At 71.5% G+C, this 13042-nt stretch carries 14 protein-coding genes; 7 read left to right on the plus strand and 7 right to left on the minus strand.

Features of this window, described 5'->3' with window-relative positions:
• Positions 1-123: 123 nt before the first annotated feature.
• Together I0C86_RS19340 and I0C86_RS19345 are read right to left on the minus strand one after the other, a co-directional pair.
• Positions 124-411: a flavin reductase gene (locus I0C86_RS19340; RefSeq protein WP_196202661.1), complete on the minus strand. Its 288-nt coding sequence runs from the start codon at positions 409-411 to the stop codon at positions 124-126.
• A 3-nt stretch (positions 412-414) separates the two neighbouring features.
• Positions 415-783 carry a hypothetical protein gene (locus I0C86_RS19345; protein ID WP_196202662.1) on the minus strand — a complete coding sequence of 123 codons (369 nt, stop codon included), beginning with the start codon at positions 781-783 and terminating at the stop codon, positions 415-417.
• Between the two features lie 214 nt (positions 784-997).
• Between I0C86_RS19345 and I0C86_RS19350 the strand changes: the two genes are divergently transcribed.
• Complete coding sequence (locus tag I0C86_RS19350; RefSeq protein ID WP_196202663.1) at positions 998-1774, plus strand: helix-turn-helix domain-containing protein; 777 nt, start codon at positions 998-1000, stop codon at positions 1772-1774.
• Complete coding sequence (locus I0C86_RS19355; RefSeq protein ID WP_196202664.1) at positions 1767-1967, plus strand: DUF397 domain-containing protein; 201 nt, start codon at positions 1767-1769, stop codon at positions 1965-1967. Before I0C86_RS19350 ends, I0C86_RS19355 begins: the two co-directional genes overlap by 8 nt.
• Before the next feature lie 485 nt (positions 1968-2452).
• Here the strand turns inward: I0C86_RS19355 and I0C86_RS19360 are convergent, their stop codons facing one another.
• Complete coding sequence (locus tag I0C86_RS19360; RefSeq protein ID WP_196202665.1) at positions 2453-2644, minus strand: hypothetical protein; 192 nt, start codon at positions 2642-2644, stop codon at positions 2453-2455.
• Positions 2645-2809: 165 nt separating this feature from the next.
• Between I0C86_RS19360 and I0C86_RS19365 the strand changes: the two genes are divergently transcribed.
• The 4 genes from I0C86_RS19365 (at position 2810) to I0C86_RS19380 (ending at position 7634) form a co-directional block, all read left to right on the plus strand.
• A complete protein-coding gene (locus I0C86_RS19365; RefSeq protein WP_196202666.1) occupies positions 2810-3337 on the plus strand; it encodes a thioredoxin domain-containing protein in 528 nt (175 codons plus the stop codon).
• Positions 3334-5139: an ABC transporter ATP-binding protein gene (locus I0C86_RS19370; protein ID WP_196202667.1), complete on the plus strand. Its 1806-nt coding sequence runs from the start codon at positions 3334-3336 to the stop codon at positions 5137-5139. Before I0C86_RS19365 ends, I0C86_RS19370 begins: the two co-directional genes overlap by 4 nt.
• Positions 5136-5654: a S26 family signal peptidase gene (locus tag I0C86_RS19375; protein WP_196202668.1), complete on the plus strand. Its 519-nt coding sequence runs from the start codon at positions 5136-5138 to the stop codon at positions 5652-5654. The genes I0C86_RS19370 and I0C86_RS19375 overlap by 4 nt, the downstream gene beginning before the upstream one ends.
• An 81-nt stretch (positions 5655-5735) precedes the next feature.
• Positions 5736-7634, plus strand: a complete 1899-nt coding sequence (locus I0C86_RS19380; protein ID WP_196202669.1) for a BTAD domain-containing putative transcriptional regulator — start codon at positions 5736-5738, stop codon at positions 7632-7634.
• 114 nt (positions 7635-7748) lie between these two features.
• Here the strand turns inward: I0C86_RS19380 and I0C86_RS19385 are convergent, their stop codons facing one another.
• Complete coding sequence (locus tag I0C86_RS19385; RefSeq protein WP_196202670.1) at positions 7749-8648, minus strand: winged helix-turn-helix transcriptional regulator; 900 nt, start codon at positions 8646-8648, stop codon at positions 7749-7751.
• A 25-nt stretch (positions 8649-8673) separates the two neighbouring features.
• On the opposite strand from I0C86_RS19385, the gene I0C86_RS19390 reads away from it, so the two are divergent.
• The gene (locus I0C86_RS19390; RefSeq protein ID WP_196202671.1) at positions 8674-9915 is read left to right on the plus strand and encodes an MFS transporter; all 1242 of its coding nucleotides are present in this window, start codon (positions 8674-8676) and stop codon (positions 9913-9915) included.
• Positions 9916-9994: 79 nt separating this feature from the next.
• Here the strand turns inward: I0C86_RS19390 and I0C86_RS19395 are convergent, their stop codons facing one another.
• From I0C86_RS19395 to I0C86_RS19405, 3 genes are all read right to left on the minus strand, one after another.
• Positions 9995-10936 (minus strand): DUF5926 family protein, encoded by a 942-nt coding sequence (locus I0C86_RS19395; protein WP_407676326.1) that lies wholly within the window; start codon positions 10934-10936, stop codon positions 9995-9997.
• A gap of 148 nt (positions 10937-11084) precedes the next feature.
• Positions 11085-11561, minus strand: a complete 477-nt coding sequence (locus I0C86_RS19400) for an ATP-binding protein (RefSeq protein ID WP_407676327.1) — start codon at positions 11559-11561, stop codon at positions 11085-11087.
• 14 nt (positions 11562-11575) lie between these two features.
• A complete protein-coding gene (locus I0C86_RS19405) occupies positions 11576-13036 on the minus strand; it encodes a sensor histidine kinase (RefSeq protein ID WP_196202673.1) in 1461 nt (486 codons plus the stop codon).
• Between the last annotated feature and the right edge of the window lie 6 nt (positions 13037-13042).

A 13042-nucleotide genomic window follows, 5' to 3' on the forward strand; every position in this document is an offset into this window, starting at 1 on the left:
CCTTCCCTCCCTAACCCCCCATCCGGAAGACAATCTTGGTATTCCACCGTCGCCGTGACCACGGTGAAATACCAAGATCTAACTATTTTCGACCGGAGCGGGTCGCTTGGGTGACGAGGCAGGTCAGCGGCGGCGCGGTATCCAGTAGAGGAGCTGGCCGACGATCAGGGCGGGATGCGTGTCGGGCAGTTCTTCCAGTGCACGGGCGAGGTGGGCGCCGAGGTACATCATCAGCCCGACCCGGTCGCCCTCGAAGCCGAGAAGCAGGGACCGGCGGGCTGGCGGACACGGCCAGGGATGCTCACATTCGCGGCAGTCGTAGGTCCTGGTCGGCAGGTGTCCGCCGGCGTGGCGCTCGCGCATCCGCCGCCGCGCGGCGAACCGCGCCCAGCGCACCTGGGGCCCGATCACCGGTCACACCCGCGCCCCGCGCCGGGCACGGTGTTCCCCCGCCGGGGGGAGGACTTTGGTGCGGCCGTTGGCCGGGTGCGGCTGGCCGGGTGCGTTCCGGGTGGGCCGCTGGTTGATCGCCCGGGTCCGGGACGGGGCCGTCGGGCCCGTCGGGTACGGCGTCAGGGCGCGGATCTCGGCCCGCTCGGACTCGGTCAGTTCGACCCGGTACGGCGGCGACGATGGCCGGTACGGCGGCGCTGGTGGCCGCCACGGCGCCGGGACCAGTCCATCCGAGTACGGGCAGCGCCACCGGTGGCCGCATCGGCAGTACCGCCAGAGGCGCCACCAGGCGCGGCGGTGTCGGGGCTCGACCTTGCGAGTTCGTCTCATCTGATTGCCTCTCGTCGGCGGGTGAGGACGGGGGCGATGCAGGCCGGGAAGCCGACACCGCCTCCGTAGGCGCTCCGCCCGAAGTGGAGTTTCACGGGGGATCGGACGGTGCGACCGAGGTCCAGCCTGGCGTTATGACGGGACGTAACGGAAGGCGAACTTACGGCAATATAGACGTCTTGGCCTGTCCCCCTCTTATCCGCAGGAGCAGTACGTGAACGACGTTCGGGAAATTCTCAGAAGACATCGGGTCGAGCGCCGGATGACGCAGGCGCGGTTGGGCAGGGCGATCAAAGTGAGTGCCTCCCTGATCGCCGCGATCGAACAGGGCCGGGCCGTGCCTCGACCCGAGACCGCTGCCCAGTTGGACAAATTCTTCGGCCTCGGCGACGAGATCCAGCGCGCCGCCGAGGTGGCCCGGGACGACGCACGGCCGCCCTGGCTGCGGTCGTGGACGGAGAACGAGGAGCGGGCGACTATGCTGCGCTGGTGGGAGCCGCTGCTGCTGCCGGGCCTGCTCCAGACCGAGCAGTACGCCCGGGCCGTACTGCGCGGCGGCTGGCTGCCGGACGACGTGGTGGAGCGGGCCATCCAGGTCCGGCGGGACCGGCAGGCCACCACCATCGACCGTCCCTCGCCGCCGAGGATATCGGCCGTCATCGGTGAGTTCGCCCTGATGTCCGGGCCGCCGGAGGTGCGACGGGAGCAGGTGAAACACCTGCTGAACCTGAGTGAGCGAGCGGAGGTGCGGGTGCAGGTGGTTCCCCGCTCCGCTGGCCTGCACGCGGGCCTTCAGGGCGCATTTGTGCTGGCGACGCTGCCCGGAAGCCGGCGGGCCGGATACGTGGACGACCAGCTTCGGGGCCGGGTGGTGACGGACGCGGGGGATCTGGACCAGTTGGACCTGTCGTGGGAGATTGTCAGTGGGCTGGCTCTACCGGTGCAGCCGTCCAGGGACCTCCTCCAGGGAGTGATCAACGACCATGACTGACCTGAAACCCGAGTGGCGCAAGAGCACCCGCAGCGGCTCTAACCAGGGTGCGTGCGTCGAGGTGGCAGACAATCTGCCGGGCCGGGTGCTGGTCCGGGACACCAAGGACCGGGACGGCGGCACGCTGGCGTTCAGGCCGGCGTCCTGGCGGGCGTTCGTTGACTCGGCGAAGCGGGTCGGCCCGGTCGGCTGACCGCTTGCCTACGGCAGACGAGGCACCTCGGTGTGCTGCCAGGGTGTCTTCAATTGGTGCTTCGAACCGCTGCTGACCACTGGGCGGGCGTACCCGTCGATCTCTGCACCTTCGATCGCATCGCGCTGCCCCAACCGGCCGGGCCGATCCTGGTCGGTAAGTGGGTGTATGAGATTGGTGTCAGGCGGGTGGGTTGAAGGTGCGGCGTTGTTGGCGTCGCGCCGGTCCGCCTCGGGTGAGTCGGCGCAGAATCTGGTTGATAGCCGCCCGGCGGATCATCGCCTCCGACGTGGCCGGGTGACGTTCGTAGTCGCGGGCCAACCGGCGGTGAGCGGTGAGCAACGCCAACGACCGCTCGGTGAGCTGGCCCTACCGGTGGAAGAGACCCGCTGGTACCGGGCCGGAGCCGGCGCGCCGACCGGAGCGGCCACCCGATGCGAGCGACACACTCCCGGCGCGCCGGCCCGGCACCGGCGATCAACCGGTCAGCAGCCGCAGTAGTAGTTCGTCCAGGCGCCGCAGACCCCGCTGCCGTCGTGACACTGGCGCCGCTGCTCCTGCCCGCGGCCACCACACCCGCTCACGCAGCGGGTCTCGGTGTACCACAGGGCCGAGGCCTTCACCTCAGGAACGACCAGTCCGACCAGTCGGTCGGTCAGCGCACGCAGCTTCGACACGCTTCACCTTCTTTCCCTCCGCCGACCGCCGGAAGCGGCCGTGCGGCGCCGACGCTAGACCGCGGCCGTACGTGGTCGATACACGGCGCGATGTAGGCGCCATGTACTCCGCCGTGCATACAGTCGCGCCGCGTCAGTTCGCACCGCACCTCGGAGGAGTACCTGATGATGTTCCTGACCGCCGCTGTCGTCCTGGTCGGCGCGACCTGTCTGCTGAACCTGGTCCTGACGCTGGGGCTGATCCGGCGAATGCGTCAGTACGGGCACCTGCTCGACGGCTTGGAGCCGGCAGAGATCGGGGCCTCCACCAGGTCGGTCGGTTCTGCGGTCGCACCGTTCACGGCGACGGCGGTGGACGGATCTGTCGTCGGACCCGGGTGGTTCACCGAGCCGACCCTTGTGGGTTTCTTCTCGCCCGGCTGCCCCTCCTGCAAGAACCTGCTGCCCGGCTTCCTCGCCGCCGCGGCGACGAGGCGGGCACTCGCCGTCGTGGAGAAGGGGCCGGAGCCGGGTGACGAGTACGTCGGGCCGCTGGCCGAGGTCGCCACGGTACTCGACGGCGACGAGTCCCGCGGAGCGATCGTGGCGTTCGGAGTACGGGGATTCCCGGCGGTGTGCCAGGTCGACGCGCAGGGCGTGATCAGCGCGACCGGGGCGCACCTCGTCGGATCGCCTGCTCCGGTAGCCGCATGAATCTGTTGAAGACGCTCGGCCGGGCGCTCGGGCTCGCGGCGCGTGCGGCGCCCGTCGCCCTCGCCACCCTCGTGGCGCTGTCGGTGGTGGCCGCCACCGTGCCGGTCGCGGCGGCGTGGTTCACCAAGGGCATGCTCGACGAGCTGGCGAGTCCGCACCCGGCGTGGTCCGGGCTCGCCGGCATCGTCGGTGGTCTGCTGGCGGCTGGCCTGATCGGCGCGATGCAGCCACAGCTCTCGCAGTACGTCCAGGAGGACCTCGGGCGTAAGGCGAGCCTCGTCGCGCAGGACCGGTTGTACCGCGCGGTCAACCGCTTTCAGGGGCTTCGCCGCTTCGAGGATCCCGACTTCCTCGACCGGCTCCGGATGGCGCAGCAGACCGGCCAGGACACGCCAAATCAGATCATCCTCACCGCGCTCAGTCTGGTCCGTACCAGCATCACCATGGTCGGCTTCTTCGGCATGCTGCTCGTGGTCGGGCCGCAGATGGCCTGGATCGTCGTTCTCGGCGCCGTCCCCACCTTCGTCGGGGAGGTGCGGCTGGCCCGCCGGCGGGTCCAGACGACCCTGGACATCACCGGACTGGAACGCCGGGAGATGTTCTACGCCCAACTGCTGGGTGACGTGGCGGCCGCCAAGGAGATCCGGCTCTTCAACCTTGGTGACCACCTGCGGCAGCGGATGAACCGCGACCGTAGGTCGATCAACGGTCTACACCGGCGCATGGACCGGTGGACGCTGCTGACCCAGGGTGGGCTGGCCGTGCTCGCGGCCGGGATCGCGGCGGCCGGGCTGTTCTGGGCGGTTCGGTCGGCGGTGACCGGCACACTCACCGTGGGAGATGTGTCGATCTTCGTGGCGGCCGTGGCGACGGTGCAGACCAGCCTCGGCACGCTGGCGACCGGCCTGGCCGCGGGGCACCAGCATCTGCTGATCTTCGAGCGGTATCTGGAGGTCGTCGGCGCCGCTCCGGACCTGCCGCTGGTCGAGTCGCCCCAGCCGCTGCCGCCACTGCGTGAGGCCATCGTGCTGCGGGACGTCTGGTTCCGCTATTCAGACGACCATCCGTGGATCCTGCGCGGCGTCGACCTGACCATCGCCAAGGGACGTGCGGTGGCGTTGGTCGGGGTGAACGGAGCGGGAAAGAGCACGCTGGTGAAACTGCTGGGCCGTTTCTACGATCCGACCCGCGGCTCCATCCTCTGGGACGGCATCGACATCCGGAACGTACCGGTCGAGGCGCTGCGCGAGCGACTGAGCGGCATCTTCCAGGATTTCATGCACTACGACCTCACCGTCCGCGACAACATCGCCTTCGGTGACCTCGCCGCGGCGCGCGACGAGCACGCGGTGACCCGGGCCGCCGAGCGCGCCGGCATCCACCAGACCCTCGCCGGGCTGCCGTCCGGGTACGACACGATGCTGACCCGGCTCTTCGCCGACGACACCAACCACGCGGGCGTGGTGTTGTCCGGCGGCCAGTGGCAGCGGGTCGCCCTCGCCCGGGCCCTGGTCCGGGACGGGCGCGACCTGCTCATCCTGGACGAGCCCAGCTCCGGGCTCGACGCCGAGGCCGAGTACCAGATGCATCATCGGCTGCGCGAGCACCGTGCCGGGCAGACGAGCCTGCTCATCTCCCACCGGCTCGGCGCGGTGCGCGATGCCGACGCGATCGTGGTGCTCGACGACGGTGTGGTGGTCGAGCAGGGCGATCACGACGCGCTTCTCGCCGCGGACGGACACTACGCCCGGCTGTTCACGATGCAGGCCGAGGGGTACGCGACTGCGGGAGCGGGTCGGTGACCGCCGTGCTGCTGGCGGGTGGCCTCGTCATCGCGGTGGCGGTGGCCATCGCCTGGTTGCGCGCCCGGTTCGTCTTGGTCAGGGTCGAGGGCGGCAGCATGGAGCCGACGCTGCACGGTCACGATCGGGTCATGGTCCGCCGGTTGCCGGCCCGGCGGCTCCAGGTCGGCCAGATCGTGGTGCTGGAACGCCCCTACCGGGATGCGGGGTGGGTGTGGCGCGACTCCGACAGCGGTATCCGGGGCCGGGCCTGGATCATCAAGCGCCTCGCCGCCCTTCCGGGGGACCCGCTGCCGACCGGCGTCGAAGCAGACGACGCGACGGGCGGGGTGCCGGCCGGCCGGGCGGTCGTGTTCGGTGACAACCGCGACGCCAGCATCGACTCGCGTACCTTCGGGCTGGTCCCGCTTGACCGGGTGCTCGGCGTCGCCCTGCGTCGCTACACCGAGGCCGGGCCCATCACCGCGACGACCGACGACCACCCGAGCACCGACGCCTCGCGAGGTCGGAAGTAGTCCCGTTCCGACGCATTGAAGCAATGGATCTTCCGTGGTACGCATACCCCCAACGGAGTTGTCTGTCGGGGGAGGACGTCCGTGGAGTCGACTGTGCGGGTGCTCGGTCCGATCGAGGTACATCTGCCGAGCGGTGTCCGCCGGGTGCGGGGGAGCAAGCCCCTCAGTCTGCTCGCCATCCTGCTGTCCCAGGCGAACCGACTCATCAGTGTGGACCGGCTGGTGACGATGTTGTGGGACACCGACCCACCCAGGTCGGCGGTGGCGAACCTCCGCACGTACGTGCGAATCCTCCGTCAGGTCCTGTCGGACACTCCGGTACGGCTGGAGCGCGAGCCGGGAGGCTATCTGCTCCGGGTGACCGACGCGGACAGTGATCACCTCCGTTTTGCCCAGCTCGTCGCGGAGGCATCGGCTGAGGCTGCCGGACCGACCCGGGCGGTGGAACGGCTGGAGCAGGCGCTCCAGCTCTGGCGCGGCGTCGAAGCCGCTGCGGGGGTACCGCGGCACGGTGCCGTCGGCACCTGGCTGGATGCCCTCGACGAGCAGCGGATGCGCGCGGTCGAGCGAATCGCCGAGGCTCGGATCGCCACCGGCGAACCAGACCGGGCGGTACGCGAACTCGCAGACCTGCTGGCGGTAGCGCCGCTGCGCAGCCGGGCCTGGTGGCTGAAGATACTCGCCCATCACCGGCTCGGGGAGCACGACCTGGCCCTGGCTGGCTACCGGTCGGCAGCGGACGTCTTCCGTGACGAGCTCGGTATCGAGCCGGATCCGGAGTTGACCGAGCTGTACCGCTCACTGCTGCACTGGGACGACGTTCCGGTCGGCGCCGGGCAGGTACGACCGGCCGTGGTAACTCCGATCCGCGGTGGTCTCCAGCCCGACGTGGGCCCACCGAACAGTGGTTCGCCGGCAGCTGGTGACCCGGTCCGGCCGTACCGTCGGCGAATCGAACGGGACCGGTCGACATCGCACCCCACCGTCCACGGCCTACCCGAGCCGCCAGCACTGATCGGCCGCCGCGACGCGCTCACCGAGCTGCGCGCCGCCATCCTCGGCCCGCAACCGGGGATCGGGCCACGGGTCGTGGTGCTGCACGGTCCGCCGGGCGTGGGTACCTCGGCGCTGGCCCAGCGTGCCGCGTACGACCTCGCCGACGCCTATCCCGACGGACAGCTCCATCTCGACGTGCGCACCTGGCCCCGGGCCCGGCGCTCCGGCGCCGGCCCCGTCCAGGCCGTGCTGCGCCGGCTCGGCGTCGGCACTCCACCGGACGACGTCGCCGAGGCGGTCGACCTGCTTCAGACGGTGAGCGCCGGACTGCGTCTGCTACTGGTGATGGACAATGTCAGCGCACCGGGTGAGGTCCGGCCGATGCTGTCGCTCGCGACCGGCTGCTGCCTACTGCTCACCAGCGGATATCCGTTGGGCGTGATCCCGGGCGCCGGACGGCTCGCGCTCCGGCCGCTCAACGTGACCAACTCCGTGGAGGTGCTGCGGAGCATGCTCGGGCGGGACCGCGTCGGCGAAGAGTTCGACCACCTCGCGGTGCTGTGCGGCGGGCTGCCACTCGCGCTGCGCATCGTCGCGGCCCGGCTCATCGACCTGCCGGCGCTCAGCACCGCCGCCCTCATCGGTCGGCTCCGCGACGAGCGGCGGGCCCTCTCGGAGTGGGAGGTCGACGACCTGAGTCTTCGCTCGCGGATGATCGATGTGCTGTCCCCCCTCAGGCCCGAGGTGCGGTACGCGTTCGCCCGCCTCGCCGGACCCCGGGAGTTCGGCGTCGCGGAGGCGGCGCGTCGGCTCAACGCCCTGGTGGCGGAGACCGAAGCGCTGCTCGACGAGTTGGTCCGGACTCACCTGCTGGTCGTCAGCTCGACGGGCCGCTACCGGATGCCCCGGTTCGCCCGGTTGCTTGCCGAGGAGCTGCGATTCCGGCCCCGGTGCCCGGAGCTGACGTTCCCGTCTTCGGCGTAGCAGGACGCGGCGGGTGTCGTCGACGGCGCGGGCGGCAGACCGCGCGTTGTCGACGACACCGGCGCGTGTCCACCTCCGGGCTGCCGGCAGACACGGCACCGACTTGCGCCACGATCAGCCTCTTGCTCCGTCCTTTTCGGGAACGTGATCCTGGACCAGGCGCAGCATCTCGCTAACCGAGCCGGCCGGGTCGGTCACCGGGAACTGGACGGCGCGTACGGTCGCGGCCGGGTCGAGCAGCAGCGTGGCCCGCTTGAGCCGGTCGGTGCCGGCGGCCCGGAAGGTGGGCAGCAGCAGCGACGCGGCGAGCCGCCCGTCGGCGTCGGAGAGCAGCGGGAACGGCAGTTCGGCGTGCGCGGCGAAGGCGGCCAACTGGTCGGGACGCTGGGTGCTGACCCCGTGGATCAGGGCACCCGCGGCGGTGAAGTCGGCGGCCCGCGCGGCATAGGTGTTGGATTCGAGCGTGCAGCCGTGGGCGCCGGGAATGTCCCCCCAGGACGGCGGATAGCCCTGCACGCCGGGCACGAACGCGCCGGGGAAGCAGTAGAGCACCGTCCAGGCATCCGGGGCGGCGGGCGGCACCGGTGTGCCGTCGTGGTGTACCAGGGTCAGTTCGGGGAGCCGGCGTCCGACGAGGGCGTGCATCCGGCGGGCCTCCGCCGAGCCGGCCGCCGCCGTGGCGGTGAGCGACCCGTCGCCGAGCACGTGCCGGTCGCCCCACTCCTGGAGCGCGATCAGAACCGGCAGCAGACCCTCGCCCTTGGCGGTGAGCAGGTAGTCGTGGCGCGGCGGGCGATCCGTGTACCGCCGGCGGTGCAGCACGCCGTGCTCGGTGAGGGCGGCGAGGCGCTCGGTGAGGGCGCGGCGGCTCATCCCGAGCCCGCGTTGCAGGCCGTCGAAGCGGGTCACGCCGCCGGCGATGTCGCGGATGAGCAGGAAGGTCCACCAGTCGGTCAGCACGCCGAGGGACTGCGCGATGCCGCAGTCCGCGTCGGCAAGATCGACTTTTTTCACAGGTACCACTATAGTCCGTTCCAATATGAAACTTACTGTCTTCTGGCGCTGGTGGATCGCCGGCACGACCAGTCACCTCGGCTCGGCGGTCGGCGGGCTGGCGCTGCCGCTGACCGCGCTGACCGTGCTGCACGCGACGGCTTTCGAGATGGGGCTGATCACGGCGGCCGGCTATCTCGCGTACCTGCTGATCAGCCTGCCGGCGGGGGTGATCGTGCAGCGCCTGCCGCTGCGCGGCATGCAGGTCGCCCTGGACCTGGTCCGGGTCCTCGCCATCGCGTCCGTTCCGCTGGCCTGGTGGCTGGACGCCCTGACGGTGGCCCAACTCGTCGCGGTCTCCCTGGTGGTGAGCTTCGCCAACGTGCTGTTCGACGTGGCGAACCAGACCTTCCTGCCGGAGATCGTGCCGGCCGCGCAGTTGCAGGCGCGCAACAGCCTCACCTCCGGCACCCATGCCGCCACCGCGCTGGGCGGGCCGTCCCTGGGCGGATTCGCGGTGCAGCTGCTGGGCGCGGTGCCGACGCTGCTCGTGGACGCCGTCAGCTACCTGATCTCCGCCGTGCTGCTGCGTACCCTGCCGGCCCGGCGGGTGGTGCGACCGGCCGAACGGCCACCGATGGCGACGATGATCCGCGAGGGCTGGCACTTCGTGCTCCGACACCCGATCATCGGGCCGGCCATGTGGGTAGCCACCGTGGCGAACTTCGTCAACGGTGCGATGCACGCCCTGGTGCCGTACTACCTGTTACGCGAGCTGGGCGCCTCACCGCTGCTGGTCGGGGTGCTGGTCGCCAGCGACGGCCTCGGCGCGCTTCTCGGCGCCGCACTGACAACCTGGTTCACCGACCGGGTCGGCACGGCACGCGGCCTGCTCATCGCGGCCTTCGTCGCCGTGCCCAGCACGCTTCTCATCCCGCTGGGCACCGGCATCGCCGGCTACCTCGCCTTTGCCGTCGGCAGCACCATCCTCGCCGTCTCCATTGTGGTGCTCAGCGTGACCACCCGCACCTACCGGATGCTCGCCAGCCCGCCAGAACTCCTGTCGCGGGTGATCGCCACGGTCAAGTTCGTCTCCTGGGGCGCCATCCCGCTCGGCAGCCTGCTGGCCGGCGCCCTGGCCGGGGTGGTCAGTGCCCGAACGACACTGCTGATCTTCGGGGCGCTCACCGTGCTGTCCCCGGTCATCTACCTCTCGACCCCGATCCGCCGGCTGCGCGATCTGCCGCTCGACGACACCGCGCGGGAACCCGCCGAAGCCCGGGTGTGAACCGCACGCGGGTGTCGCGGGCGTACCGGAGCGGCTCCGGCAGCCCTTGCCGGCAGCCCTCGCCGGGCGCCGGAGCCGGCTAGCGGAGCGTGAGCTGGCGTCCGACCAGGCCCTGCTTCGCCCGGCGGGCGGCGCCGTCCAGCGGGGCCGGATCGGCCAGGGCGGCGGCGTAGCGCTTCGCGACGTCCGCCAGCGGAGCCTCCCAGGACTCCGGCGCGGCGTCCCGGGGAAGGTCCCAGACGGGTACGAGTCGACCGTGTGCCCGGAACATCCCGGCGAACCGGGTCTGCTCGCCCAGCAGCAGTTCCCCCGCCGCACTCAGCCGAGACAGCGCGTCGAGCGCGGCGTCCTCGTCGTCGGGCAGCACCCAGCGGACGTGGCTCTTGTCGGTGACCCGGCACCAGTAGGCGGCCGGAGCGGCGGCCAGCCGGGCCGTCGGGTAGATCGAGGCGTCCGCCCGTTCGAGGGACGCCTTGACGTTGGGGTCGTCAGCGGCCCCCGGGTCGACCCAGAACTCGAAGCCGTCGTGCATCGTGATGTCGAGCGGCCCGTCGACCAGGACGTCCTGCAACCTCGGGCCCTCGCCGGGCAGCGGCGGTACGGAGACCGCCTGGCCCGGCTCGGTCCGCAACGCGCAGAGCAGCGCCTCGGCCAGGTCCCGGGACGCGTCACCGGACTGCACGTGCCGTTGCAGGCCGACGAACACCTGCCCGTCCGCCCGGCTGATCGCGGGCGTGGCCATCGGCAGGACGGTGGCCAGGCTGACCGGCCGGTCCCCGAACTCCTCCACCAGGGCGGGAGTGAGGGTCAGCGGAGCGGTGGCCGCCGGCACCAACTCGCGGAGCGCGATCCACTCCGCCTCGTCGGTGAGCCCTTCGAAGGGCCGGGGTACGAAGATGTCCCGTACCTTCTGCCGCTTCTCCGCCCTGCCGGTCCGGTTTCCCCCGATCGTGCTTCCCCCGATCGCGGAACTGGTCGCGTCCGCCGAGGCGGACCGGGAACTCTTTCGACGCTTGCCCACGGCGAGACAGCCTATGCGCATCGAGTCCGGGCCGCGCACCCGGCGGCGGATCTGGCCTCGCCGGGGTTCGGCCCACCGTCGCCGGGGTTCGGCCCACCGTCGCCGGGGTTCGGGCGACCGTCGCCGGGGTCGGCCCACCGTGGTCGAGTCAGCCGACCGGAGCGAGTTCCCGGTCGGCGGGGTGGGCCAGCCGGGCCCAGACACTCTGTCCCAGCCCGTCGCGCTCGACCCCCCACCGGGCGGCCAGCGCGGCCACCAGGAACAGCCCCCGGCCGTCGACCGCGTCCGGGCCCACCCGGCGCAGTTGCGGTGGGGCCGTGGCGCCACCGTCGGTGACCCGGATCACCACCTCGTCGTCGGGCGGGCCGGGGCGTACCGACCAGGTCAGCCGGATCAGCCGGCCGGGCAGCGGCTCGGCGTGCCGCACGGCGTTGCCGAGAAGTTCGGCGGCGACCATCTCCACGTCGGCGAGCAGCGTCGCCGGGACGATCCCGGTCAGCTCGTCGGCGAGGCGGTGCCGGGCGCCACGGGCGCCCCGGGCGTCGTGCGGCACCATCACGCACCATGAGCGTTCGGTCAGGACGGTAGACACTCCAGGCGCCTCCTCAGCGGCCCGCTGGGTCACGGTGGCGCCCCGGTTCATCCTCGGGGCAGCCGCACCTCTGCGACCGTACCGCCGCCGTCGCGAGGGCGGAGCGAAACCCACCCGTTCTGTCGCTCGACGATCCGGCGGACGAGATAGAGACCCAGGCCGGCCCCGGGGTAGCGACGCCGGTCACCCGACTCGCCCTGCCAGAACCGTTCGAACGCGCGCTCCACATGCTCGGGACGTACCCCGATTCCCCGGTCGCTCACCCGGAACGCCACGGTGCGTTTGTCCGCCTCCGCCGTCAACTGCACCGGCGAGCCGTCCGGGGAGTACTTTCCGGCGTTCGTGGTGAGTTCCGTCAACACGGTGGCCAGGCTGGCCCGGTCGCCGAGGGCCTTCGGAAGGTCGTCCGGAAGCTGGAGGACGAGCCGGTGGCGCAGGTCGGCGGGAAGGTCGGTCGCCGCCGCGCGCAGGGTCTCGACCAGATCGAAGGGTACGGGCGGCGAGCCGCCGACCGGCCCGACGTCGTTGGTGGTGGAGAGCAGCCGGTCCACCAGTCGGGCCAGCTCGCCGGCACGTTGGCCGATCAGTCCCGCCGCCTGGCGCCGGTCCGACTCGGAGAGCGACTCCCAGTGCGCGTCGAGCGTGTCGGCGTACCCCTTGATGACGGTGACCGGGGTGCGCAGCTCGTGACTGGTGACCGCCACGAAGAGGTCCCGGTCATGGTCCCGGACGTGCTGGTCGCTGCTGTCCCGGAAGGTGACCACCCGGGCCGCGCCGGCACCGGGCAGCTCACCCGAGGTGATCTTCAACCACCGACCGTCCGGCAGCCGATGGTCCAGCACCTGCCCGGGCGGCGGTACCGGAAACGGCAGGGGCCGGTCGAGCAGTTCCGCCGCCCGCAACCCGGTCACCTTCTCGGCCGCCGGGTTCCAGAGCTGGACCGTACCGTCCCGGGTGACGATCGCCAGGCCGTCGGCGAGCGCGGCGACCACCGTGCCGTCGCCGTGTACCGGCAGGCCCGCCTGGTCGCCGTACATGTGCGCGGCGGAGGAGGCCAGGTAGCCGAGCGCGACCTGGTACTCGGCGTCGTCGGACCGGATCGCGTCGCGGTACAGCGCGTAGAGGGTGCCGATCGTCAGCCCGCCGACCTCCGCCCGCGCCGAGATCATGTACCGCAGGCCGCGCCCGTCGAGTTGCTCGGCGAGTTCCCCGGGCAGGGCGTCGATCCGCAACGACTGCACCCGGGGACCACACAGCAACTCGCTTGTCGCCTCGTCGAGCGGGCGGATCGGGCGGCCGACCGCCCAGCCGGCCGCACCGTTGGCGGAGACGACCCGGCCGCCGCTGGGGCCGTACTCCACGAAGGCCATGCCGGCCGCGCCGAGGGCCTGTGCGGCGACCTGGAGCAGGCGGTTGAGCACCGGAAGGCCGACCTCCCCGGCGTTGAGCATCTCGATGACGTCGGCGTGACCGGCGATCAGGCAGGGGTAGTCGGGGCGATCCGGCATTCCCCG

Origin of the sequence: Plantactinospora alkalitolerans (assembly GCF_015690345.1) — a bacterium.
Taxonomy (GTDB): Bacteria; Actinomycetota; Actinomycetes; order Mycobacteriales; family Micromonosporaceae; genus Plantactinospora; species Plantactinospora alkalitolerans.

Bases quoted from the DNA above. Each gene is read 5' to 3' on its own strand.
- I0C86_RS19345 (WP_196202662.1), bottom strand. From the start codon at position 783: ATGAGACGAACTCGCAAGGTCGAGCCCCGACACCGCCGCGCCTGGTGG.
- I0C86_RS19355 (WP_196202664.1), top strand. From the start codon at position 1,767: ATGACTGACCTGAAACCCGAGTGGCGCAAGAGCACCCGCAGCGGCTCT.
- I0C86_RS19365 (WP_196202666.1), top strand. From the start codon at position 2,810: ATGATGTTCCTGACCGCCGCTGTCGTCCTGGTCGGCGCGACCTGTCTG.
- I0C86_RS19370 (WP_196202667.1), top strand. From the start codon at position 3,334: ATGAATCTGTTGAAGACGCTCGGCCGGGCGCTCGGGCTCGCGGCGCGT.
- I0C86_RS19390 (WP_196202671.1), top strand. From the start codon at position 8,674: ATGAAACTTACTGTCTTCTGGCGCTGGTGGATCGCCGGCACGACCAGT.
- I0C86_RS19405 (WP_196202673.1), bottom strand. From the start codon at position 13,036: ATGCCGGATCGCCCCGACTACCCCTGCCTGATCGCCGGTCACGCCGAC.